Here is a 25048-nt window from a genome sequence, read left to right as displayed (position 1 = left end):
TTATTGTTTTATTGATAGCTGCCGCCAGGTGTCATCGGCAAGCCTGATAAATTGTTGATCGCCGGTTTGTTGCCAACGGTACTCAAACCACCCTGCTTTGAGCATCAGCAACCAGGGAAACCAGCGCCTGACCTGACGCCATAATTGCGCCGGATTAATCTTCGCACGCGCGGCATAGTCATTGACCAATTGCCGATGCTGGTGAGTATTTTCCACCCACACCGCCGCCAGTTCCAGCGCGATATCGCCATCACCGGCATACTCCCAGTCAATGAGTTTTAACCCTGACTCACTATGCACTAAGTTTCCGGCATGAACATCCATATGCAATGGGCTTAAGCGTAATGGCTGTGGTTCCCGTATTTTGCGCAGACGTTTTAATAGTCGCAGCCAATCCGCTGTCCGCCGCGCCGGATCGCTTCGCTGCCAGTACCGTTCCAGTAACGGTAGTAGGGTTATTCGCCAGCCAAAACGCGGTTGTTGATGCAGATAATACAGCAAGCCTGCCAGTTCGTCGGTATCCGGCAATTGCGTTTTTACCTCGCCGGGCAAATAGTCGACCACCATCCAGCCACGGAGATAGAGATGTGGCTTCGGTGCAAGGTATGCCGGCAATCGTGATAACGCCCGATACTGGCGCAGAAACACGGACTGCGGTGCATCAGGATCGTGAGTCTGACGCACAACGAAACGCAGATCCTGATGTTCAATGAGAAAACTCCCGCCGCTAAGTCCATGATTAAACGTCGCGACGGGATGATACTGCGGGAAATAGCGCGACAATAATTCGTCGCGCGTGATGGGATTATTGTTGCTGAACGGCACCTTTACCTGACCAGATAATTTCACCCGTCTGCACCAGCATGAGTTGCATTTGCAGGGTCGGTGCGTTGACGTTACCAGAGGCACTGGAGTACAGCACATAATGAGCGCCGACGTTACGGGCAATGCCAATCGCTTTACTGCGAGTGCCTAAACTGTCCTGCGGCGACAAACCTAACTGCTGTTTGGCCATTGAAAGCTGTTGGGCAGAAACGAGTGTAAATTTACCGTTATTGGCCAGCGCATTACGTAGCGTTTCGGTCGCTTCTCCGGCATTCAGCGAACCGTTAGTACGGTTATTAACGCTATCAACCAGCAGAACGCTGCCTGCGGTCACACCATCAGCCCCAAGCATTTTACTGACCATCGGCTGCATTGCGCCGTTCCAGTCATAATGACGAATATGCGGCGCAGGCGGTGCAGTTTGATCTTCGTGCTCAATTGGCCCTGGCTGCTGCGGGATCGTCGGCACCGATGGCACGGTTGGTACTGGCTGTTGCGGCTCGGCTGGTTGCTCCGGCGCAGGTTTCACCTCTTCTACCGGTGCAGGTTCTCGAGGCCCCACACACCCGGCGAGAAACATCGCCAGCGCGGTGATTAAGGCGTAGCGACTCATTTTTGTCATCAAGATTCACCCCTTACAAATATAGATAAAGTCTGACTTTGTGCGCCCCCAGATAATTGGCGCTGCCGTACAGAGTTACCGCCGAACGTGCGGGAATGGTAACGCTGCGGGGCGTTTCCAGAGGATGCATCTCCAGCCCTCTGGCGTCATACCAGTAAAAACGATAATGAACGGTAACGGGTTCTTGCCTTTCGTTATAAAGCGTCGAGGATGCTGAAGGCTGAATATCAGACATTGAAAGAACGGGCTTTTCTGCACTGATGCCCGCAGCCAGAAGAGATGACTCCATCACCAGCGACTGTTCTTCATTCACCGGAATTTCCGGATGTGAACGACACCCCACCAGCAATAACAGCGCCAGAGACACCAGCCCAAAGCATCCTTTTCTCATCGTTACAGACCTTTATGCGCCAGCATTGGGCCAAGAGGACGGCCACCCAGCAAGTGCATATGGATGTGGTACACCTCTTGCCCGCCATGGCGGTTGGTGTTCATGATCAGACGATAGCCATCTTCGGCAATGCCTTCTTGCTCAGCAATTTTTGCCGCTACAGTGATCATGCGTCCCAGCGCCTGCTCATGCTCGGCAGAGACGTCGTTCACGGTAGGAATCAGGATATTAGGAATGATGAGAATATGTGTTGGCGCTTGCGGCGAAATATCGCGAAACGCCGTTACCAGATCATCCTGGTAGACGATATCGGAGGGGATCTCACGACGAATAATTTTGCTGAAAATAGTTTCTTCTGCCACGACATTTTCCTTTTTTAAATAGCCATGCGTTGCGCCATGCTACGCCGCGCCACACTGCGAGTATAGAGTATGGTCGAGTTAAACCCGCTCTTTCAACCTTAACCCACGATTTATTAAGCAAAAAACCGTTTTACTGCCGCATACATCGCCATTATTCCCCTTTATGCCTGTGAATGAACCGAAAACACACTTTCTCTTTGGTTTACATGTTAAATATGAATGCGTATATTTCTCATTTGCATTACCATGCAGAATTATTAGCGCGCTAAATATAAACGCTCATCACCTTCCTCTGGAATGAGCCTGACTACAACATAAATCAAGAGATTTCAGATGCTTTCGACACAATTTAACAGGGATAATCAGCATCAAGCCGCAGCCACGCCGTCGCTGCTCGCAGCCTGCATTGCTCTGGCCTTATTTCCTTCCTCCACTCTGGCCGTGCCAACCGCCGAAGAAACGGTGATTGTTGAGGGAGCAACCAATGCTCCAGTTGATGACGAAAATGATTACAGCGTAACGTCTACCTCTGTAGGTACTAAAATGCAGATGACCCAACGTGATATTCCACAGTCGGTCACTATTGTCAGCCAGCAGCGAATGGAAGATCAACAACTGCAAACGCTGGGCGAAGTGATGGAAAATACCCTCGGGATTAGCAAAAGCCAGGCTGACTCTGACCGTACCCTCTATTATTCGCGTGGATTCCAGATCGATAACTATATGGTCGATGGTATTCCCACCTATTTTGAATCACGCTGGAATCTGGGCGATGCACTCACTGATATGGCGTTGTTCGAGCGTGTAGAAGTGGTGCGTGGCGCGACCGGGCTAATGACGGGTACTGGCAATCCTTCTGCGGCGATTAATATGGTTCGTAAACATGCCACCAGCCGTGAATTTAAAGGCGATGTCTCGGCGGAATACGGAAGCTGGAACAAAGAACGTTATGTGGCGGATTTACAAAGTCCGCTCACGGAAGATGGTAAAGTCCGCGCGCGAATTGTCGGCGGCTATCAGAACAACGATTTATGGCTGGATCGCTACAACAGCGAAAAGACTTTCTTCTCCGGCATTGTGGATGCTGATTTGGGCGAGCTGACCACGCTTTCTGCCGGTTATGAATATCAACGTATTGATGTTAATAGCCCAACCTGGGGTGGCCTGCCACGCTGGAATACCGATGGCAGCAGCAACAGTTACGATCGTGCCCGCAGCACCGCGCCTGACTGGGCGTATAACGACAAAGAGATCAACAAAGTCTTTCTGTCACTGAAGCAACGATTTGCCGATACCTGGCAGGCGACGCTGAATGCCACCCATTCCGAAGTCGAATTTGACAGCAAAATGATGTATGTCGACGCCTACGTAAATAAAGCAGATGGAACGCTGGTGGGACCATATGGCAGCTATGGCCCCGGATTTGATTATGTGGGCGGCACTGGCTGGAACAGTGGCAAACGTAAAGTTGACGCGCTGGATCTGTTTGCCGACGGTAGTTATGAAGTGTTTGGTCGCCAGCACAATCTGATGCTCGGCGGTAGCTACAGTAAACAAAACAACCGCTATTTCAGCTCCTGGGCCAACGTTTTCCCCAATGAAATTGGCAGTTTCTACAACTTCAACGGTAACTTCCCGCAGACCAACTGGGCACCGCAAAGCCTGGCACAGGACGATACCACACATATGAAATCGTTGTATGCCGCCACCCGCGTCACCCTCGCCGATCCGCTGCATCTGATCCTCGGCGCACGTTATACCAACTGGCGGGTTGATACGCTGACTTACAGCATGGAGAAAAACCACACCACGCCTTATGCTGGTCTGGTGTTTGACATCAATGACAACTGGTCGACCTACGCCAGCTATACCTCTATTTTCCAGCCACAAAATGATCGTGACAGTTCGGGTAAATATCTGGCGCCGATCACCGGTAACAACTACGAACTGGGTCTGAAATCAGACTGGATGAATAGCCGTCTGACCACCACGTTAGCCATCTTCCGTATTGAGCAGGATAATGTCGCCCAGTCCACCGGAATGCCTATCCCCGGCAGTAACGGCGAAACCGCCTATAAAGCGGTGGATGGGACAGTAAGTAAAGGCGTGGAATTTGAACTTAACGGCGCAATTACCGACAACTGGCAACTGACGTTTGGCGCAACGCGCTATCTGGCGGAAGATAACGAAGGGAATGCCGTTAACCCGAATCTGCCGCGTACCACGGTTAAAATGTTTACCAGCTATCGGTTGCCTGTCATGCCAGAGTTGACGGTCGGCGGTGGTGTTAACTGGCAAAATCGCGTGTATACCGACACCGTGACACCGTATGGCACCTTCCGCGTCGAGCAAGGTAGCTACGCGCTGGTGGATCTGTTCACCCGCTACCAGGTGACAAAAAACTTCTCGTTGCAGGGTAACGTCAATAATCTGTTCGATAAAACCTATGACACTAACGTGGAAGGTTCTGTCGTCTACGGCGCACCACGTAATTTTAGTATTACCGGCACGTATCAGTTCTGATTAACACCTGTAAAAAAGGCAGCCATCCGGCTGCCTTAGTCTCCCCAACATTTTACTGATTAGTTGTTGCGGATGTACTCATCCATCTCGGTTTTCAGGTTATCGGATTTAGTACCGAAAATTGCCTGAACACCAGAACCAGCAACCACTACGCCCGCTGCGCCCAGTTTCTTCAGGCCAGCCTGATCCACTTTGGACACATCAGCAACGCTGACGCGCAGACGAGTAATACATGCATCGAGGTTAGTGATGTTTTCTTTACCACCAAATGCGGCAACCAGAGCCGGTGCCATTTCGCTGGTGCCGGTAGCTTTCGCATCTTCAGTTGCGTCTTCACGGCCCGGCGTTTTCAGATCCAGAGCTTTAATCAGCACACGGAAGATGGTGTAGTAAACAATCGCATAACCAATACCGACAATCGGGAACAGCCACAGTTTGCTGCTGTTACCAGACAGTACGATGAAGTCGATCAGGCCGTGTGAGAACGACGTACCGTCGCGCATTCCCAGCAAAATACAGATTGGGAATGCCAGACCAGCCAGTATCGCGTGGATGATGTACAGGATCGGCGCAACGAACATGAAGGAGAACTCGATCGGCTCGGTGATACCGGTCAGGAACGAGGTCAACGCAGCGGAGATCATAATACCGCCCACTTTCGCGCGGTTTTCTGGTTTAGCAGAGTGCCAGATAGCAATCGCAGCTGCCGGCAGACCGTACATTTTGAACAGGAAGCCGCCAGACAGTTTACCCGCAGTCGGGTCACCCGCCATATAACGCGGAATATCGCCGTGGAAAACCTGACCTGCTGCGTTGGTGTATTCACCAATCTGCATCTGGAAAGGTACGTTCCAGATATGGTGCAGACCAAACGGCACCAGACAACGTTCGATGAAGCCGTAAATACCAAACGCAACTACCGGGTTCTGGTAAGCAGCCCACTGGGAGAAGGTCTGGATTGCGGAACCAATCGGCGGCCAAATGAAGGACAGCACAACGCCAGTAAAGATGGCAGCCAAACCAGAAATGATCGGTACAAAGCGTTTACCGGCAAAGAAGCCAAGATACTCAGGCAGCTTAATACGGTAGAAACGGTTAAACATGTACGCTGCGATCGCACCGGAGATAATCCCCCCGAGTACGCCAGTATCCGCCAGGTGTTTAGAGGCGATTTCTTCAGCAGGTAAATGCAGTACCAGCGGCGCGACCACAGCCATGGTTTTTACCATGATGCCATAGGCAACAACTGCGGCAAGAGCGGATACGCCATCGTTATTGGTAAAGCCAAGGGCGACACCGATCGCAAAAATAAGTGGCATGTTTGCAAAGACGGAACCGCCTGCTTCTGCCATAACATGCGATACAACGGCTGGCAGCCAGCTGAAATTCGCGGAACCGACGCCCAGCAGAATACCTGCGATAGGCAGTACGGATACCGGCAGCATCAGCGATTTACCGACCTTTTGCAGGTTAGCAAATGCATTCTTAAACATAATTGAGAGTGCTCCTGAGTATGGGTGCTTTTTACGTTCTCACGCGTGGCAAGGGGGGAGAACCTTGCCGTGTACAGGGCATCTAAGCGCCCTTTATTTATTACACAGAGTAAAATAATTCAGTGTCGATTTGTTTGACGGCTATCACGTTTCAACTTCAGGTCTTTAGCGAAGTTGCACATTTTGACAAAACATATGTCAAGATATTACAAACATGGTTAGCCACCGCCCAATTTGCGGCGGTGAACTTTACTCGTTTTAACCATTAATTACGAGCTTAAAAAAAATTCATTCAACTGATGGACTGAAGGCGGGAAGCGTCGATGTGAAACAGACGGGCGAAGTTATCGGTGGTTACCTGCGCCAGTTCTTCAACGGCAACACCTTTCAACACAGCCATGTATTCTGCAACGTCACGAACCATTGCAGGTTGATTCTCTTTTCCTCGATGTGGCACTGGCGCCAGGTAAGGCGAATCAGTTTCCACCAGGAGTCGATCCAGCGGGACATAACGCGCGGCATCGCGCAGTTGTTCCGCATTACGGAAGGTCACAATGCCGGAAAAGGAGATGTAAAATCCGAGATCCAGTAACTTGCCCGCCGTTTCTTTGTCCTCTGTAAAACAGTGTAGTACGCCACCACAATCCGTCACTTTTTCTTCGCGCAGAATAGCCAGCGTATCGGCGCGGGCGTCACGCGTATGGACGATAACCGGCTTGTTCAGTTCGCGACCAATCTGGATATGGTGAATAAAGGATTCTTGCTGACGGACTTTTGTTTCCGGCGTGTAATAATAATCCAGCCCGGTTTCACCCAGCGCAACAACGCCCTCTTCTGTTGCCAGACGGCGTAAATCTTCCACATCGTAGGGATCATTCTGATTTAGCGGATGCACGCCGCAAGAAAAAACGACGTTGTCACGTTCGCCGACCAGATCCCGCATATGCAGGTAACCGGGCAATGTCGTGGCGACCGCCAGACAAAATTTCACATCGCGCGCAGCGGCTTTCGCCAGAACGTCATCCACGTTCTTGTGCAAAGATTCATAATTCAGACCATCGAGATGGCAGTGTGAGTCGACTAAAAACATAATGTCTCTCTTAAAGATGAGGAACCGGTAACACAACACCCGGTTGCAGGTAATGCTCAATACGCAGTAAAAGATCGGTGATGACAAGCTCGCGGTTTACGCCTGTGACAGAAATTAACTGCTCACGACTTTGGCAAACATCCCCCAGTATAGCCTGCAGGCGAGAGGGAGAAAGCTGGTTTGCCAGTGCGGTGACAACACCAGGAACATCAACATTGGTGACTTGTGAAGCACCATAATGGCATTTGAGCGCATCCATCAACAAAGTTGCCAACCAGTGCAGACGCGCCGGAGCTTGTTCGTGGTTCAGTGCCGACAATATCGAATACCAGTCACCCGATTGCACGCTGTGTGCCAATGCCTGACAAAGTATCTCACGTGCCTGCCAGGTATCTCCCTGAAACAGCCCCAACGCTGCGCCAGGCGAACCGGCGCTCAGACGCAATGAGGTTATTATGGCCTCTTGTGACATTGTCACTTCACGCGCAAGCCAGCTCACTGCGTACTGTTCTGGCGGCGGTGCAAGGTAATGTAAGCGACAACGGCTGCGCAGTGTTGCCAGTAAGCGTTCAAGTTCTCGTGTAGCGAGGAAAAACCAGGTTTCCGCTGGCGGCTCTTCCAGCGTTTTCAGCAAGGCATTGGCAGCAGCATCGGTCAGCAAGGCGGCATCGGTGACCCAGACAACTTTCGCACCGCCTAATCGTGCGTGTTCATTCAGCTTTTCAGTGACTTCACGCACGGCATCAATGCCCAGAGCATTCTTCCCTTTTTCGGGAGCAAGAGTGTAATAATCGGGATGCGTCCCCGCCTGCATCAACTGGCATCCGCGACAATGACCACAACTTTTGTGCCCCTGCGGTTGTTGGCAAAGTAAATAACGGCTAAGAGCGTAGATTAAGGCATCATCGCCCATGCCAGGTAATGCCTGAATCAGTAGCGCATGGTGACCCCTTCCGGCCTGATAGCTGGCTACCAGTTTTTCGAAATCAGGTCGTAACCATGGATACCATCTCATTCGCCCTGCTCCTTAACCCAGTGAGTCACGGTGGTGCGAATCGCGTCCATGACGGCTTCCAGCGATTGTGTTGCATCAATAGTGTGAATGCTTTTATCTTGTGCAGCCAGTTCCAGATAGCGGGCGCGGGTGCGATTAAAGAAATCAAAAGACTCTTGCTCAATGCGATCCAGCTCGCCGCGCGCGCGCGCGCGCTTAAGGCCGACTTCTGGGGTAACATCGAGATAGAGCGTTAAATCAGGGCGAAAATCCCCAAGAACGGCATCACGCAACGTTGCCAGCATATGCTGGTCAATACCACGACCACCGCCCTGATACGCCTGAGTGGAGAGATCGTGGCGATCGCCAATCACCCAGGTGCCGTTTGCCAGTGCCGGTTTGATGACGGTTTCTACCAGCTGTACACGCGCGGCATAAAACATCAGCACTTCGGCTTTATCGGTAATGACTTCATCGCCTACCGATTTGATATCCAGCACCAGGCTTCTTAACTTTTCGGCAAGTTGCGTACCGCCAGGTTCCCGAGTGAAAACCATGTCGCGGATACCCAGTTGCTCAAGCGTCTCAACCACCACGTTGCGCGCGGTGGTTTTGCCTGCACCTTCCAGCCCCTCAATGACGATATACTTACTGCGCATTTTTTTCCTTAAGCACTTTCAGATAATCCTGCACAGACTTGTTATGACTGGCAAGATTGGTATTAAACGTGTGACCACCTTTACCATCGGCCACAAAATAGAGATACGGCGTTTTTGCCGGATGCGCAGCAGCCTTCAGCGAATCAGCCCCCGGCGTAGCAATCGCGCCTGGCGGCAAACCGGTAATGGTGTAGGTGTTATACGCTGTTGGCGTTTCCAGATCTGCACGAGAAAGTTTGCCATTATAACGCTCTCCCATCCCGTAAATCACCGTCGGGTCGGTCTGCAGGCGCATACCAATGCGTAAACGGTTGATAAAGACCGAGGCAACCTGATCTCGCTCACTGGCAACGGCGGTTTCTTTTTCGATAATTGATGCCATCGTCACCAGCTGGTTTTTATCTTTATAAGGTAGACCGTCCGCACGCCCTTCCCAGGCGCTATCAACCGCTTTCACCATTTTCTTGTGTGCTCGCTTGAGTAACGCAACATCGGTGGTATTGGCGGTATACATCCAGGTGTCTGGCCAGAACCAGCCTTCAATCCACTCCGGGTTTTCCAGTTCAAGTGCCTGCGCTACGGTGGCGTACTTATCGTCGCTCAGCGTATGCTTGATATACGGGGCCTCACGCAATTGCTTGAGGTAATCGCTCAGACGCATCCCTTCCACCAGGCGTAGTGGAAACTGTGCTTCTTTACCGCTTTCCAGCAATTTCAGCATCTCACGCACGGTCATCTGCGGTGTAAAGCGGTAAGTCCCGGCTTTGAAGTGAGAAAGATCCGGTTCGATACGCAGCAGCCATTGAAATACCCGTGGGCGATTGATGATCTTATCGGCATAAAGCTGTTCACCGAGCGCCAGACGTCCGGTTCCCGGTTTGAGGGTAAATATCGTCTCTTCTTTAATAAGTAATTTGCTGTCGGCGAGATGGCGAACCTTCCAGACGCCCACACCAGCGGCGATACCCAGTACCACCAGCAATAACAAGACAATCAATAACACTTTTTTCATGACTAATTCGGGTGCTCACAAAGTGGGGCTAAATATTCATATAGCGTTGTTGACGAAAAGGAGGCTTCGCCACAGGCACGCACGGGAATCACTGGCATCAACGCATTACAGACTACCATCTCATCTGCCTGCATCACCTCCTCCAGCGAGGCTTGTACTTCGACAAGCTGATAAGAGGATTGTGCCAGTAAACCGATGCAGAATTGTCGCATAATGCCGTTGACACCAGCCTGATCCAGACGCGGCGTATAAACTACGTTGCCCTTGCGCCAGAACAAATTAGCCGCACAGCATTCCGTAACCCACCCATCGCTGTCAAGAACCAGCGCCTCATCGGCGTTTGTCTGCTCAAGATGAGAGCGGATCAGTACTTGCTCAAGCCGATTAAGATGTTTAATTCCTGCGAGATAAGGATTACGTCCAAGGCGCACTGGACTTAGCGCCAGAGTAATACCTTCCCGCCGCCAGCGGGTGTAATGTTCAGGAAAGGGGGAGACAGATAAAATGCGCCCAGGCGATTCGCAGTGGGCGATGCTATATCCTCGACCACCACTGCCGCGAGTGATAATAACTTTTAAAACGCCACGCTCAGCTTGTCGTGCCAGACTTTGCATCTCATCTTCCAGTATAGACCAGTCGGAATAAGGAATGCTTAAACGGGAGCAGGCTTCACGTAAACGTGTTAAATGCGCGGTCAAGAGTACTACCTGCCCACGGTTTATCACAGCCGTTGTAAAACATCCATCACCGAACTGTATGCTCCTGTCACAAGCCGGTAACTCATTGTTACATTTTCCATTAATTAAAAACATTCACTTCCCCAATAAACAAAGAAATACAGTAAATTATTTTAGCTTCTATGTTCAAATTTATCTGTTCACTGGCCTCTTTTTGATTGCCCAAAGATATTTATACGACAGCACACATTTAAATCATCAATATGATTGTACACCCTCCCCAGCAATCCTCACAAACTTCACCACCAATCATACGCAATACGAATCAATTAAGTATGCCTAAAAACATATTTAAGTAAAAATAAGGTGTTTAACGTTTCGTGCTTTAATATTATATTTGTTCCTGAGGAATTTAAAATTCACTGGAGTGATGGCAGTGCCTTAGTACTGTCAAAGTAAGCATATTTGCTGCAATCTCAAGGATAATGTAAATGAAATTCAAACTAGCCGCTCTGGTTTTAGTAACAACCGCTGGTCTTAGCTCTGTCGCCTCTGCAGATGATGGTAAAATAAATTTTATTGGAGATATCATTGAATCAGGCTGTGAAGTTAACAGTACGCTGTCATCTCCAATGACAGTGAAATTAGGCACAATTGCTAAAACAGCTTTTAACGCTACGGCTGGGACTACTGCTGCAAATACCAAATTTACACTGGTATTAAAAAATTGCCCGAATGAGCTCAAAAATGTTGCTGTTAAATACGATGGTACTCCGGATCAGATCAATCAGGATGCTTTACAAGTTACTGATTACGGTACAACCGGTGTAGCAAAAGGTGTTGCAATTCAGCTCATGAATTCTTCCGGTAGCGTGCTGCCTCTCGGTACTGAATCCGATAGCACGGCTCTCAATAGCACTGGCGACACTAACCTGGACTTCTTTGCACGTTATATCGCTACAGAAGATACCATAGCGGTTGGTAGTGCAAATGGTACTGTGAACTTTACGTTAGCGTATAACTAAGATACGCCTGATTTTAATATAATTACGTCAGGTAAAACCGAGTTACTCGGTTTTACCTTTTAAAGGTTTTTGAGATGAAATTATCGACTTATTTTCTTGCTACTGCATTGTTATTATCCAACTCTGTTGCACAGGCGGGTGTCATTGTTGGAGGAACACGAGTTATTTATAACGGCGATAAAAAAGAAACGTCTCTGCACCTGAAAAATCCGGATAAATCCTCCTACCTTATTCAATCATGGGTCGATGGAGATCCGCAAACCAACGCCAAAGCCCCTTTTATTATTACCCCCCCTCTGTTCCGCCTAGGCGCCACTGAAGAAAATGCGTTGCGCATTATTCGCGCTGGCGGCAATCTGCCGACAGATCGCGAAACGATGTACTGGATGAATATTAAAACGATACCTGCAACTGAAAAGCAGGAAAATGTCAACACCTTGCAAATTGCCATTAAAACGCGAATTAAATTGATTTATCGACCACATGAGATTTCGTCCACATTACCAGAACAAGTCGTGAAAAATTTGACCTGGCGACGTAGCGGACAGCAAATCACTGTCACCAACCCAACTGCTTACTATATGAACTTCAGTCAGGTCAAGATTGGCGGAAAAGCATTACCTGATGCCACATATGTTGCTCCTATGAGTAGTGCGACATTTCAAATTCCAGCCAACACAACAGGAAATGTAAGCTGGACAATCATCAGTGATTACGGTGCAGCAGGCGACGTACACAACGCTTCTTTGTAAGACGTCATTTAACTGCATAAGGATGTGTAATGAGTTCAAGAATCAATAAAAAGAAAATGGTAGTGATACCCAGAACAACTGGGATTCTCTGTATACCTATGCCCAGCGAAATATCATTTCGCTCAAGAGCCAGCTCACGCTTGGAGAAAGCTCTTCTCCGTCAGATATGTTTGATAGCGTTCCGTTTCGCGGTGTGCAGCTAGCTTCTGATGACGATATGTTACCTGACAGTATGCGTGGTTATGCACCTGTTGTACGCGGAATCGCCAGAACCAATGCGCAGGTTATTGTTAAACAAAATGGTTATACCATTTATCAAACTTATGTTTCGCCAGGCGCATTTGAAATCACGGATATGTATCCGACTGGAAGTAGCGGCGATCTGGACGTAACGGTTAAAGAAGCGGATGGCAGTGAACAGCACCAGGTTGTTCCCTTTGCATCGCTCCCCGTGTTGCAACGTGAAGGCCGCCTGAAATATAGCGTGACCAGCGGGAAATACCGCTCTTATGACAGTCGTGTTGATAAAGAGTATTTCACGCAAGCAACTGCCATATATGGCCTGCCCGTTGGATTTACCTTGTATGGCGGTGGGCAATTCTCGCAGCATTATCAATCATTAATTTTCGGTATGGGTAAAAACCTGGGTGAAATGGGTGCCTTATCTATCGATACCGCCCAGGCCTGGTCCCAACAGCAGGAACAAGAGAAAACCAGCGGTCAGTCAGTACGGGTACGCTATAGTAAAAACATTCTCGCCACCGGGACTAACGTTTCTATCGCGGGCTACCGCTATTCCACATCGGGTTATTATTCACTACAAGAAACGCTCGACACCTGGCGTGAAAATAATCAAAACATGCCAGAACGGCGGCGTAATCGAGCGGAGTTCCTGCTTAACCAAAATCTTGGACAGAATGCTGGTTCAGTATCGCTTAATGCCATTAGCGAAGATTACTGGAACAGCGATCGACAAATGCGTTCTGTTGGCGTTGGCTACAGTAATAGCTGGAGCGGCATGACTTACAGCCTGAATTACAGTTATAACCGTAATACCAACGACAATAGTAATTACCGCGACAATAATACAACGCGTAATAAGTACTACAATAGCGATCAGATTTTCTCATTTAATATCAATATTCCATTAAATCGCTGGTTGAATAACAGTTGGGCGAGCTACAGTCTGAATACCAGTAAACACGGCGATACCAGTCATTCTGTAGGCCTGAATGGTTCTGCGCTTGACGATCAGAACCTCAACTGGAATATTCAGGAAAGTGAAACGGATCACGGTGTAGGTAATGGCGGTTATGCCAGCCTGGACTATCAGGGAACCTATGGTCGCGTCAATGCTGCGTACAGTTATGACCAGAACCAGCACCGGGTGAACTATGGTATTGATGGGGGTATTGTTGTTCATGCCAATGGCATCACACTAAGCCAGTCCCTGGGAGAAACCACTGCACTGGTTGAAGCGCCAGGTGCCAGCGGTGTAAATATCAGTAACCAGACCGGTGTAAACACCGACTTTCGTGGCTACACGATCGTTCCTTATATCAGCCCCTATCGTGAAAACACTATTTCACTTAACACTGAAGCATTACCTGAAAATGCAGATGTTGAGCTCTCCTCACGTACCGTAACGCCAACACGTGGCGCTATTGCGCGAGCAAACTTTAATATTCGCATAGGTAATCGTGTATTAATGATGCTGGATAAACCATCGGGAGAAGCGATACCTTTCGGAGCCATTGTCACCCTGCTTAACAGCGAAAATGCAAACAGCTTTATCGTCGGCGATAACGGACAAGTCTATATGACAGGTATGCCGGACAGTGGTGTACTCGCCGTTAAATGGGGAAACAATGCGCACCAAAATTGCCGGGTTGAATTCAACGTCACTCAACAGCAATCGACAAATAGTGTATTAGAGAGCCATGGAAGGTGCGAATAAATTGAGCCAGAAAAGAGGAAACAATGCTATGAATAAACAAAGGGTAATCATCTTTTTTCTCTCAGGCATTGCATCACTGCCGTTAATAGCAACGGCATCGCAATTTCAGACTGATAATGCACAGGTAGTCACTTACTCTCATGATTTTTCAACGTGGACCATACCAACGAGTGTCGGTGGAACAACCTGGTTTGATGACTGGAATAAAATTTATTGGATCAATATCGCGTCCGGAGGTTCTGGCAGTGCATATGCCGATCTTACAGTAAATGGGACGGTGATCGGAACAACAGCTGACGGAGCAACCATATATCAAACTAGCAATCCAGGTATTGGCGTTGCATATCAACTCAATTTTTCAACCCCAGCAGATACCACACCAAATTGGGCGATAGCAGCGCCTCACACGCTGACTTTCCCGGAAGGTTTAAGCAAGAGTGGTTACCTACACATCAAGTATGAATTAGTTCGTCTTACAGAGCAGATACCGCCAGGACCTCTTGTCACTGTTCCTGACGTCACATTAAATTATCACAACCCGCCGGGAAGCACTTATTCGGATAAATCATTTCTTGCACGCTCAGGAGTTTCTTCGCAGCCTACCATGACGCCATGCACAATAAATGCTCCAAAAGAAGTGAACCTTACAACACTTTATGGCGGTAATGCAGTTAGTGGGGCACAACTGGCTACGCCAATACCTACAATAACATTAACAAATTGTCCGGGCGCAATTACGGGTATCTCTTACAAATTTAGCGCCTTATACGGAACTCACGGCTCGGTGGATGGCGTGATGAACGGTGAGACCGGAACCGGTTATGCGCAAGGCGTATATGTGCAATTTCAAAACCCCGATGGAAGCGGATTCGATCAGTTTAACAATAACTTTGCATTGAATTATATCGGCTCAGGTGATTATACAATACCCGAATATAAAGTAGCTTATTACATTGACGATGTTAATAACATAACCACCGGCCAGGTAAAATCCGCATTGCAATTTACTGTACAATATAATTAAGGAAAAATGATGAATATAATATGGAAGCGTAAGTTTATAATATTTGTTATCGCCAGCAGTCTTCTGGGGGCTTCCTCCGTTAATGCGGTAGATATCAATATTAATGGATTAGTACTGGCATCTCCGTGCGTCGTTAATGGTGGGAATAGTGCCGTGAATGTAAATATTGGCGATAATATTCAGGCGGATTCTCTTTCGGCTGCGGGAAGCGCATCCACCTGGAAAGACTTCTCTTTGCAATTAACCAATTGCCCACTCTCAACCTCCAGCTTTAGCGTCGCTTTCTCTGGTACGCCGGACGGTGATATTGCCACAAACTACGCCAATACTGGTTCAGCAACTAATCTCTCTCTTGAGCTCACTACGCAGGATGGTTCTACAACGTTGGGTAATGGTTCATCAATCAATAATACCCCTATTCCTGGTTCTCACGCCTATGACCTTCAGCTTCGTACGCGGGCTGTATCGAAAGGAAATGTGATGCCTGGTTCAATCACCGGCCTGGTTCAGGCAACATTTACTTATCAGTAACAGGTGCTAGCGCCATGATTACTCAACGAAGTGCCACAATTTTTACCTTACTGGTAACGCTCTGGCCTTTATGTGCATTTCACTCTGCCCAAGCGGCTGATATTAACATTAATGGCACGGTGGTAGCATCAGCATGCGTCATAGACACACAAACGAAGGATCAAACTGTCAGCTTTGAGCAGGCGCGAGCCGTTAATTACGACACGGTCGGCCATACCAGTGAGTGGCAGAACTTTAGTCTGAATTTATCTTCTTGCCCTGCATCAACAAGCAGTGTTACAGCGTTGTTTACCGGGGAAAGCGATCTTGTTGACCAGACGAAGTTCGCGAATACACTTGGGGATGCCACCGGGATGGCGCTGCAGATTATGACGGATGACCACATAACGGAAATAAGCCCGAATGGTAAAATGACGGTAAACGTCGACCAGGCCAGTAGAAAAGCGACCTTCCCACTTGCTGCACGGATGTATACACCTACCGGTACGGTCACGGCAGGTGAATTCCATACTGTTGTGCAGTTTACGTTTACTTATCAATAAGTTGACGTAAAAAAAGCGAAACACATTGTGTTTCGCTTTTTAACTATCTACTTAAGGATTAAACGCGTTTAAAGATCAACGAACCGTTAGTACCTCCAAAGCCGAAGGAGTTACACAAGGTATACTCCATTCCGCTGACCTGACGCGCTTCGTGCGGTACGAAATCCAGATCGCAACCTTCATCCGGGTTATCCAGGTTGATGGTTGGCGGAACAGCCTGATCGCGCAGCGCCAGGATGGAGTAGATAGATTCTACTGCACCCGCCGCACCTAACAGGTGACCGGTCATAGATTTCGTGGAGCTTACCAACACACGGCTTGCAGCTTCACCGAAGATGGTTTTCACCGCCTGCGCTTCAGCTTTATCGCCAGCCGGCGTAGAAGTACCGTGCGCGTTAACGTAGCCAATCTGACTCGCTTCAATGCCTGCATCACGCAGAGCATTTGCCATTGCCAGAGCTGCGCCTGCGCCATTTTCTGGCGGTGACGTCATATGATAAGCATCGCTGCTCATACCAAAGCCGACGAGTTCAGCGTAAATTTTCGCACCGCGTTTTTTCGCGTGTTCGTACTCTTCAAGTACCAGCATACCGGCACCATCGCCCAGTACGAAGCCATCACGCTCTTTATCCCACGGGCGGCTAGCCGCTTGCGGGTTATCATTGCGGGTAGATAATGCACGTGCCGCGCCGAAACCGCCAACGCCCAGCGGCGTACTGGCTTTCTCTGCGCCACCTGCAACCATCACGTCAGCATCGCCATACGCGATAATACGCGCAGCATGACCAATGTTGTGCACGCCGGAAGTACAGGCGGTCGCGATAGAGATGCTTGGGCCACGCAGGCCATACATGATAGTCAGGTGACCTGCCACCATGTTCACAATCGTTGACGGAACGAAGAATGGGCTGATCTTACGTGGACCACCGTTCATCAAAGATGTGTGGTTTTCTTCGATCAGTCCGAGGCCGCCTATCCCGGAGCCAATTGCGGCACCAATGCGGGTTGCGTTCTCTTCCGTTATTTCAAGGCCAGAATCCTGCATGGCCTGAACGCCAGCGACAATTCCATATTGAATGAAGGCATCCATCTTGCGCTGTTCTTTGCGCGAGATAATGTCCTCACAGTTAAAATCCTTTACTAAGCCAGCAAATTTCGTTGCATAGGCGCTAGTATCGAAATGGTCGATTAGGCTGATGCCACTCTGACCGGCAAGCAGAGCTTTCCAGGTAGACTCTACGGTATTGCCGACAGGAGACAACATGCCCAGTCCGGTCACAACTACACGACGCTTAGACACGTTTGTCCTCCAGGGAGGGAAAAAAATGATTCTAGTGGGACAAAAAGATAAAACTCAGGCGGTCGAACGACCGCCTGGAGATGTTCACTTACGCCTGGTGGCCGTTGATGTAATCAATGGCAGCCTGAACGGTGGTGATTTTCTCAGCTTCTTCGTCCGGAATCTCAGTATCAAACTCTTCTTCCAGAGCCATTACCAGCTCAACGGTGTCAAGAGAATCCGCGCCCAGGTCTTCAACGAAAGAAGCATTGTTGGTAACTTCTTCCTGCTTAACGCCCAGCTGTTCGCCGATAATTTTCTTAACGCGTTCTTCGATAGTGCTCATACTCTTAAATTTCCTATCAAAACTCGCTTTCGCGATGGTTTTCGTAGTGTATAAAATGTTGAAAAATTTGCAACTAAATCCCGGCAGGTCTTACCACGATTTTACGTTATTTTGAGGCCATACCCCCCAACAACGCAAATCATTTTGCACTAATTATTACTCATAACCACGCAGACTGCGCGCAACATGAGCATTTTGTGCAAATCGCGGTCAGACCATGTACATCCCGCCGTTCACATGCAAAGTTTCACCCGTGATGTAAGCTGCTTCGTCGGATGCCAGGAATGCAACCGCGTTGGCGATTTCCTGTGCGCCGCCGAGGCGACCCGCAGGAACCTGCGCCAGGATACCCGCACGCTGGTCATCGCTCAGCGCACGTGTCATGTCCGTTTCAATAAAGCCCGGAGCAACAACGTTTACAGTAATACCACGTGACGCAACTTCGCGCGCCAGGGATTTACTGAAGCCGATCAAGCCCGCTTTCGCCGCAGCGTAGTTGGCCTGACCGCCATTTCCCATGGTACCAACCACAGAACCGATAGTGATAATACGACCATGACGCTTTTTCATCATAGCGCGCATTACCGCTTTTGACAGACGGAAAACAGATGAAAGGTTGGTTTCGATAATATCGTTCCACTCATCATCTTTCATTCGCATTAGCAGGTTATCACGAGTGATACCGGCATTATTGACCAGGATATCGACTTCACCAAATTCTGCGCGAATTTTTTCCAGAACAGATTCGATAGATGCCGGGTCGGTCACATTCAACATCAGACCTTTACCGTTATCACCTAAATAATCGCTGATCGCCTGAGCGCCGCTTTCACTGGTCGCAGTACCGATAACTTTCGCGCCACGAGCTGCGAGCGTTTCAGCAATTGCGCGGCCAATCCCACGGCTTGCACCGGTTACCAGTGCGATTTTTCCTTCAAAATTCATATTTTTCCTCTTTTAAAGCTCGAGCGCCGCTGCCATCGCTGAAGGTTCGTTCAGCGCCGAGGCGGTCAGGGTGTCGACAATGCGTTTCGTCAGGCCAGTAAGCACTTTGCCCGGGCCGACTTCATAAAGATGTTCAACGCCTTGCGCTGCCATGTATTCAACAGATTTCGTCCACTGAACCGGATTATACAGCTGACGTACCAGCGCATCACGGATAGCATCGCCATTAGTTTCGCATTTCACATCAACGTTATTCACAACCGGAACGGTTGGGGTATTGAAGGTGATTTTCGCCAATTCAACAGCCAATTTATCGGCAGCCGGTTTCATCAGCGCACAGTGTGACGGTACGCTTACAGGCAACGGCAGCGCACGTTTTGCGCCCGCAGCTTTACAGGCAGCGCCTGCACGCTCAACCGCTTCTTTATGACCGGCAATAACGACCTGCCCCGGAGAGTTAAAGTTTACCGGAGAAACGACCTGACCTTCTGCAGCTTCTTCACACGCTTTAGCAATAGACGCATCATCAAGACCGATAATTGCCGCCATTGCACCTGTCCCTTCCGGTACAGCTTCCTGCATGAACTTGCCACGCATCTCAACCAGACGCACCGCATCAGCAAAATCAATCACACCAGCGCAAACCAGCGCGGAGTATTCACCCAGGCTGTGACCGGCCATCATCGCCGGTGCTTTACCGCCCTGCTGCTGCCACACACGGTACAGCGCAACAGATGCCGTCAACAGTGCTGGTTGGGTTTGGCAGGTTTTATTCAATTCTTCGGCAGGTCCCTGCTGGGTCAGTGCCCACAAGTCGTAGCCCAGCGCCGCAGAAGCTTCAGCAAACGTTTCTTCGACAATGGGATAGCTCGCCGCCATATCAGCCAGCATTCCAACGGTTTGAGAGCCCTGTCCAGGGAACACAAATGCAAATTGCGTCATCTTTAAATCCTTATCCTAGAAACGAACCAGCGCGGAGCCCCAGGTGAACCCACCGCCAAAGGCTTCAAGCAGAACCAACTGCCCAGGCTTAATGCGCCCGTCGCGTACAGCTTCATCCAGCGCGCACGGGACAGAAGCGGCAGAAGTATTACCGTGGCGATCCAGCGTCACCACGACATTGTCCATCGACATGCCGAGTTTTTTCGCCGTTGCGCTGATAATACGCAGGTTAGCCTGATGCGGAACCAGCCAGTCCAGTTGAGAACGGTCAAGATTATTTGCCGCCAGCGTCTCATCAACGATGTGCGCCAACTCGGTTACTGCAACCTTGAAGACTTCGTTGCCCGCCATGGTCAGATGAATTGAATTTTCAGGATTCACACGGTCGGCATTAGGCAACGTCAGCAATTCACCATAGCTGCCATCAGCATGAAGATGCGTTGAGATAATTCCTGGCTCTTCAGAGGCAGCCAGCACTGCAGCGCCCGCGCCATCGCCAAAAATAATAATAGTCCCGCGATCTGTCGGATCGCAGGTGCGCGCCAGTACATCGGAACCGACAACCAGAGCATACTTCACCGCACCAGATTTCACGTATTGATCGGCTACGCTCAACGCGTAGGTGAAACCTGCACATGCTGCGGCAACGTCAAACGCCGGGCAACCTTTAATGCCCAACATGCTTTGAATCTGACATGCTGCGCTCGGAAAAGCGTGCGTAGCAGAAGTCGTTGCCACAACGATCAGCCCAATCTGGTCTTTATCGATGCCAGCCATCTCAATTGCGCGTGTCGCCGCTTCAAAACCCATGGTTGAAACGGTTTCGTTTGGCGCGGCAATGTGGCGTTCGCGGATGCCTGTACGAGTGACAATCCACTCGTCAGAGGTATCCACCATTTTTTCCAGATCGGCGTTTGTCCGCACTTGTTCGGGCAGATAGCTGCCAGTACCAATAATCTTCGTATACATGTACGCTCAGTCACTTTTCGGTTATATACCGTCACTTGCAAACTGCGAGTTCGCTGGCAGCGTCCTGCTACCGCAGAGCTCCGCTTTTGCCACCGTCCAACAGCTCAAAACCAGCTGGGTATACAGATTCCAGGCGAGCGGCAATTCGCTGAGGAACTTGTCGCTGCACCGCCTGCACTGCCTGTTCAATCGCGACCGCAAAAGCTCGCTGATTGGCTGCACCATGACTTTTTATCACCGTGCCGCGCAATCCTAACAGACAGGCGCCGTTATACTGGTCGGGGTTGAGGTGACTGAATCGCCTCGTCAGGCTCTTTTGTAGCCAACGCTTTAATAACAGTAGCCACCACGACCGTTTTTTCCCTTCTCCCTGAGATTTCAGCAGAGAAAGGAACATCCTGACAACACCTTCCATCGTCTTTAATGTGACATTTCCTGTAAAGCCGTCACAGACCAGCACATCTGTCTTGCCAGTTAATAACTCATTGGCTTCAAGATAGCCGATATAGTTGATAGAAGGGATTGTTTTAAGCACCGCTGAGGCATCCCGAATACTGTCGAGACCCTTTACTTCTTCTTCACCAATATTGAGCAACGCCACGCGAGGATTGGGGATTTCCACCACCTCTTCAGCCAAAACTGAGCCCATAATGGCAAATTGCACCAACATTGTGCTGTCACAATCGACGTTGGCTCCTAAATCGAGAACCACCGTTTTGCCCTTTTGTTGATGCGGTAACACCGTCACCAACGCCGGGCGCTCAATCCCCTCCAGGGGCTTGAGTAATAATTTAGCCAGCCCCATCAGCGCCCCGGTATTGCCAGCACTGACACAGGCTTGCGCTCGACCTTCTTTCACCAGTTCCAGCGCCACGCGCATTGAGCTACCGCGACTGGCGCGGATAGCTTGCGAAGGCCGGGCATCACTGGCGATAACTGACTGCGCAGGAATAATCTGCAAACGAGAACGTTGTTCGAAGTCAGCTTTAGCAAGTAATGGCGTGATGGCGTCGGGATTACCGACTAAAAGAAGAGTGAGTTGCGAATTAGAGTTCAGTGCCTGCAAAGCTGCAGGCACTGTCACAGAAGGACCAAAATCGCCCCCCATGACATCTAACGCCAGGGTTAGACGTGTCAAGGTATCGTCGCCGCCCGGTTTGGTCTTTCCCCAGTTGCCTGGGGAAAATCCTCACTAAGCTTCATCACGCAGATGCGTGATTACTTAGCGATGACCTTGCGGCCACGGTAGTAACCGTCGGCAGTGATGTGGTGACGCAGGTGTTTTTCACCAGAAGTTTTGTCTACAGACAGGCTGGTGACTGCGGTCAGCGCGTCATGGGAACGACGCATGCCACGTTTGGAACGGGTTGGTTTATTCTGTTGTACGGCCATGGACCTTACTCCTCAATTACGGTTTATCCCCGATCCAACGGGGAGCACCAATTACTTACGCTTTAAGCTGGCTAATACGGCAAATGGGTTTGGCTTTTGCGCTTCTTCAGGCAGTTCACCAAAGACCATGTCCGCTTCGGACACTTCACAGTGTTCAGAATCATGCACCGGAACTACCGGCAAGGCGAGGATGATTTCATCTTCAACCATTGCAAGCAGATCGATTTCACCGAATTCGTTAACCTCAATCGGTTCATACGCTTCCGGCAGTGCTTCAGCCTGTTCGTCTGAACGCACAGGACTAAAACAATACGTTGTGTAGACCTGATGAGTAAACGGCTTCCCGCAACGCTGACACTCGAGCGTTACCGTCACCTTCGCATCGCCGTTTAACACTGCGAGACGTTGGTTATCGATAGCGAACGACATGGAGCATTCCACATCACTGTCCACACTGACTACGGATTCGGCGACGCGCTCAACCTGATCAGGAGTATAGATACCCTGGTAATCAAGGCGTTTTTGAGCCGTACGAACCGGATCGAGAGTCAGGGGTAATTTTACCTTTTGCATAGGGCGCGCATATTAACTTTGTAACGTCATAGAGTCAAAGAAAAAGGCAGCCTGTGGTTGCCTTTTGCCAATAATTCGCACACATTGCGGGTTACTGCTTTATTTTCGTTCAGTGCTGATAACGAACATCAACCTGCAAAACGAAGCGCATAGTTTAAAATGGCTATCATCAATACGCTATATCTGATGGAAAAAAATATGTCTAAACTTATTTTAGCCTCCACTTCGCCCTGGCGCCGCGCCCTACTTGAAAAACTACAAATCTCTTTCGAATGTGCCGCCCCGGAGGTCGACGAAACCCCGCATAGCGATGAATCACCGCGCCAGCTGGTGCTCCGGCTGGCGCAAGAAAAAGCGCAATCCTTAGCGTCACGTTATCCCTCTCATTTAATTATTGGTTCAGACCAGGTGTGTGTTCTTGATGGGGAAATCACCGGTAAACCGTTAACGGAAGAAAATGCGCGTCTGCAATTACGCAAAGCCAGCGGCAATATCGTCACCTTCTATACTGGACTGGCGCTATTTAATTCGGCGAATGGGCATCTGCAAACAGAAGTGGAGCCTTTTGACGTTCATTTCCGCCACTTAAGCGAGGCGGAGATTGATAATTACGTGCGTAAAGAACATCCCCTGCACTGCGCTGGCAGTTTTAAGAGTGAAGGGTTTGGCATTACGTTATTCGAGCGTTTAGAAGGACGTGACCCTAACACACTGGTTGGTTTGCCGCTTATCGCACTCTGTCAGATGTTACGTCGGGAAGGGAAAAACCCACTGATGGGGTAGTTGTTTGCGCCGGATGCGGTTACGTCGCATCCGGCAATCGGTGCTGGCGGCCTGAGGCGGCGTAAACGCCTTATCAGGCCAACCGCCCATTATCAGGCTTATATGCTTGTATCAGTGCGCGTTACGCAGCTTTTGCAAACACCGCTTCAAACCTTCATCCATCGGCGCTTCAATACGCATCACCTCACCGGTCCCCGGATGGGTAAACTTCAACGCTGCGGCGTGCAGGAACAGACGATTTAATCCCGTGCCTGCTTCAGTGAGCTGTCTGTCAAATTCACGGTCACCGTAGCGATCGTCAAAGGCAATCGGATGACCAGCGTATTGAGTATGCACACGGATCTGGTGCGTACGTCCGGTAACCGGACTGCAACGAACCAGCGTGGCAAACGCATAGCGTTCTTCCACTTTAAAGCGTGTTTCCGACGGTTTGCCTTCCTGACTGACACGCACGATACGTTCACCGCTTTGCAGAATATTCTTCAGCAGCGGAGCCTGGACACTCTTCACGTGTGACTGCCACTGACCGCGCACCAGCGCCAGATAATCTTTTTGCATCCCTTTTTCACGTAATTGCTCATGCAGAGAACGTAACGCCGAACGTTTTTTCGCTACCAGCAATACACCTGAAGTGTCCCGGTCGAGTCGATGCACCAGTTCAAGGAATCGCGCTTCCGGGCGCAACGCCCTCAGCCCTTCAATAACGCCGAAACTTAAACCACTGCCGCCATGCACCGCCGTACCTGAGGGTTTATTCAGCACCAGGATATGATCATCTTCATATAAGATGACGTCCGCCAGCGCCGCCACTTTTTGCAGATGCGGCGAAACGGCCTCTTCTTCCCGTTCAGCAACGCGAACCGGCGGAATACGCACTTCATCACCGGCTTCGAGTTTATATTCAGGCTTAATACGTTTTTTGTTCACCCGCACTTCGCCTTTACGCAAAATACGGTAAATCATACTTTTTGGTACGCCTTTCAATTGGGTGCGCAAAAAGTTGTCGATACGTTGCCCCGCTTCATCAGCGGTAATAGCAACGATTTTTACGGATGGAGTCTCTGTTTTCATGGTGGGCGATTCTAAATAGCCAACAGGATTCGCGCCACTCATTTTTCTATGCTTATATTTAGTTCTGCACCTTATTACTTCCCAGTGCAATCACTTAATTGATGGTTATTAGACCAATCGCCAGTAAGAAGTGAAAAAACTGTGAGTAAGTGGGTGATAAATGGTAAAAGTCATCTTGCTATAACAAGGCTTGCAGTGGAATAATGAGAACGTTTCCGTGTCCAACCTTGTTAAAACAAGAAATTTTACGGAATACCCCATTTTGCCCG

The 25048-nt window shown here is 49.6% G+C and carries 26 protein-coding genes and 1 pseudogene; 8 read left to right on the top strand and 19 right to left on the bottom strand.

From position 1 onward, the window contains the following. Genes thiK through hinT form a run of 4 tightly spaced genes read right to left on the bottom strand, consistent with a single transcriptional unit; the run spans nt 1 to nt 2200 of the window. Nucleotides 1–825: a thiamine kinase gene (thiK, locus tag A7098_RS14955; RefSeq protein ID WP_001116778.1), complete on the bottom strand. Its 825-nt coding sequence runs from the start codon at nt 823–825 to the stop codon at nt 1–3. Further along, entirely contained in the window at nt 806–1447 is a 642-nt protein-coding gene (lpoB, locus tag A7098_RS14950; RefSeq protein ID WP_000164436.1) for a penicillin-binding protein activator LpoB, read from the bottom strand. The genes thiK and lpoB overlap by 20 nt, the downstream gene beginning before the upstream one ends. A gap of 13 nt (nt 1448–1460) precedes the next feature. Beyond that, complete coding sequence (locus A7098_RS14945) at nt 1461–1838, bottom strand: YcfL family protein (RefSeq protein WP_001225287.1); 378 nt, start codon at nt 1836–1838, stop codon at nt 1461–1463. 2 nt (nt 1839–1840) lie between these two features. Continuing rightward, nucleotides 1841–2200 (bottom strand): purine nucleoside phosphoramidase, encoded by a 360-nt coding sequence (hinT, locus tag A7098_RS14940; protein WP_000807125.1) that lies wholly within the window; start codon nt 2198–2200, stop codon nt 1841–1843. 333 nt (nt 2201–2533) lie between these two features. On the opposite strand from hinT, the gene fhuE reads away from it, so the two are divergent. Beyond that, a complete protein-coding gene (gene fhuE, locus A7098_RS14935) occupies nt 2534–4723 on the top strand; it encodes a ferric-rhodotorulic acid/ferric-coprogen receptor FhuE (RefSeq protein WP_032225412.1) in 2190 nt (729 codons plus the stop codon). 59 nt (nt 4724–4782) lie between these two features. Here the strand turns inward: fhuE and ptsG are convergent, their stop codons facing one another. The 6 genes from ptsG to pabC form a co-directional block, all read right to left on the bottom strand. Next, nucleotides 4783–6216, bottom strand: coding sequence for a PTS glucose transporter subunit IIBC (gene ptsG, locus A7098_RS14930; RefSeq protein WP_032225414.1), 1434 nt, complete (start codon nt 6214–6216; stop codon nt 4783–4785). Nucleotides 6217–6508: 292 nt separating this feature from the next. Further along, nucleotides 6509–7306, bottom strand: coding sequence for a metal-dependent hydrolase (locus A7098_RS14925; protein WP_105281015.1), 798 nt, complete (start codon nt 7304–7306; stop codon nt 6509–6511). Between the two features lie 10 nt (nt 7307–7316). Further along, a complete protein-coding gene (gene holB, locus A7098_RS14920; protein ID WP_105281014.1) occupies nt 7317–8321 on the bottom strand; it encodes a DNA polymerase III subunit delta' in 1005 nt (334 codons plus the stop codon). Next, nucleotides 8318–8959: a dTMP kinase gene (gene tmk / locus A7098_RS14915; RefSeq protein ID WP_001257008.1), complete on the bottom strand. Its 642-nt coding sequence runs from the start codon at nt 8957–8959 to the stop codon at nt 8318–8320. The genes holB and tmk overlap by 4 nt, the downstream gene beginning before the upstream one ends. Continuing rightward, nucleotides 8949–9971, bottom strand: a complete 1023-nt coding sequence (gene yceG, locus A7098_RS14910) for a cell division protein YceG (RefSeq protein ID WP_105281013.1) — start codon at nt 9969–9971, stop codon at nt 8949–8951. The genes tmk and yceG overlap by 11 nt, the downstream gene beginning before the upstream one ends. A 2-nt stretch (nt 9972–9973) precedes the next feature. Beyond that, entirely contained in the window at nt 9974–10783 is an 810-nt protein-coding gene (gene pabC / locus A7098_RS14905) for an aminodeoxychorismate lyase (RefSeq protein WP_000478694.1), read from the bottom strand. Between the two features lie 356 nt (nt 10784–11139). Here pabC and A7098_RS14900 point away from each other — a divergent pair, with 356 nt between their 5' ends. From A7098_RS14900 to A7098_RS14875, 6 genes and pseudogenes are all read left to right on the top strand, one after another. Beyond that, complete coding sequence (locus A7098_RS14900; RefSeq protein WP_000669543.1) at nt 11140–11673, top strand: fimbrial protein; 534 nt, start codon at nt 11140–11142, stop codon at nt 11671–11673. 74 nt (nt 11674–11747) lie between these two features. Then, the gene (locus A7098_RS14895) at nt 11748–12425 is read left to right on the top strand and encodes a fimbria/pilus periplasmic chaperone (protein WP_000778187.1); all 678 of its coding nucleotides are present in this window, start codon (nt 11748–11750) and stop codon (nt 12423–12425) included. A gap of 70 nt (nt 12426–12495) precedes the next feature. Next, nucleotides 12496–14382: pseudogene (locus tag A7098_RS14890) on the top strand (fimbria/pilus outer membrane usher protein); the annotation flags it as partial. 1 nt (nt 14383) lies between these two features. After that, nucleotides 14384–15406, top strand: a complete 1023-nt coding sequence (locus tag A7098_RS14885) for a fimbrial protein (RefSeq protein WP_301005543.1) — start codon at nt 14384–14386, stop codon at nt 15404–15406. 6 nt (nt 15407–15412) lie between these two features. Further along, nucleotides 15413–15937, top strand: a complete 525-nt coding sequence (locus A7098_RS14880; RefSeq protein WP_236582690.1) for a fimbrial protein — start codon at nt 15413–15415, stop codon at nt 15935–15937. A 14-nt stretch (nt 15938–15951) separates the two neighbouring features. Next, nucleotides 15952–16479 carry a fimbrial protein gene (locus A7098_RS14875; RefSeq protein ID WP_000632673.1) on the top strand — a complete coding sequence of 176 codons (528 nt, stop codon included), beginning with the start codon at nt 15952–15954 and terminating at the stop codon, nt 16477–16479. A gap of 58 nt (nt 16480–16537) precedes the next feature. On the opposite strand, the gene fabF is transcribed toward A7098_RS14875, so the two are convergent. The 8 genes from fabF to yceD all read right to left on the bottom strand — a co-directional run bounded on the left by fabF (nt 16538) and on the right by yceD (nt 22925). Further along, on the bottom strand, nt 16538–17779 hold the full coding sequence (gene fabF / locus A7098_RS14870) for a beta-ketoacyl-ACP synthase II (protein ID WP_000044680.1): 1242 nt from the start codon (nt 17777–17779) through the stop codon (nt 16538–16540). Between the two features lie 88 nt (nt 17780–17867). Next, on the bottom strand, nt 17868–18104 hold the full coding sequence (acpP, locus tag A7098_RS14865; RefSeq protein WP_000103754.1) for an acyl carrier protein: 237 nt from the start codon (nt 18102–18104) through the stop codon (nt 17868–17870). Between the two features lie 210 nt (nt 18105–18314). Beyond that, on the bottom strand, nt 18315–19049 hold the full coding sequence (fabG, locus tag A7098_RS14860; protein WP_001008544.1) for a 3-oxoacyl-ACP reductase FabG: 735 nt from the start codon (nt 19047–19049) through the stop codon (nt 18315–18317). 12 nt (nt 19050–19061) lie between these two features. Further along, nucleotides 19062–19991, bottom strand: a complete 930-nt coding sequence (gene fabD, locus A7098_RS14855; protein ID WP_105281011.1) for an ACP S-malonyltransferase — start codon at nt 19989–19991, stop codon at nt 19062–19064. A 15-nt stretch (nt 19992–20006) separates the two neighbouring features. After that, nucleotides 20007–20960: a beta-ketoacyl-ACP synthase III gene (fabH, locus tag A7098_RS14850; RefSeq protein ID WP_000288127.1), complete on the bottom strand. Its 954-nt coding sequence runs from the start codon at nt 20958–20960 to the stop codon at nt 20007–20009. A gap of 67 nt (nt 20961–21027) precedes the next feature. Beyond that, nucleotides 21028–22098, bottom strand: coding sequence for a phosphate acyltransferase PlsX (plsX, locus tag A7098_RS14845; protein ID WP_105281010.1), 1071 nt, complete (start codon nt 22096–22098; stop codon nt 21028–21030). Between the two features lie 80 nt (nt 22099–22178). Continuing rightward, entirely contained in the window at nt 22179–22352 is a 174-nt protein-coding gene (gene rpmF, locus A7098_RS14840) for a 50S ribosomal protein L32 (protein ID WP_000290727.1), read from the bottom strand. Nucleotides 22353–22403: 51 nt separating this feature from the next. Then, the gene (gene yceD, locus A7098_RS14835; RefSeq protein WP_001174481.1) at nt 22404–22925 is read right to left on the bottom strand and encodes a 23S rRNA accumulation protein YceD; all 522 of its coding nucleotides are present in this window, start codon (nt 22923–22925) and stop codon (nt 22404–22406) included. Between the two features lie 198 nt (nt 22926–23123). Here yceD and yceF point away from each other — a divergent pair, with 198 nt between their 5' ends. Continuing rightward, entirely contained in the window at nt 23124–23708 is a 585-nt protein-coding gene (gene yceF, locus A7098_RS14830) for a 7-methyl-GTP pyrophosphatase (protein ID WP_010345602.1), read from the top strand. 111 nt (nt 23709–23819) lie between these two features. Here yceF and rluC read toward each other — a convergent pair whose 3' ends face one another. Beyond that, entirely contained in the window at nt 23820–24779 is a 960-nt protein-coding gene (rluC, locus tag A7098_RS14825) for a 23S rRNA pseudouridine(955/2504/2580) synthase RluC (protein WP_065226606.1), read from the bottom strand. Nucleotides 24780–25048 lie beyond the last annotated feature (269 nt).

The sequence above is a fragment of the Escherichia sp. MOD1-EC7011 genome (assembly GCF_002965005.1).
Classification (GTDB): Bacteria; Pseudomonadota; Gammaproteobacteria; order Enterobacterales; family Enterobacteriaceae; genus Escherichia; species Escherichia ruysiae.
The sequence above is the reverse complement of the archived record's forward strand: the minus strand, read 5'-3'. Positions and strand labels throughout refer to the sequence as shown.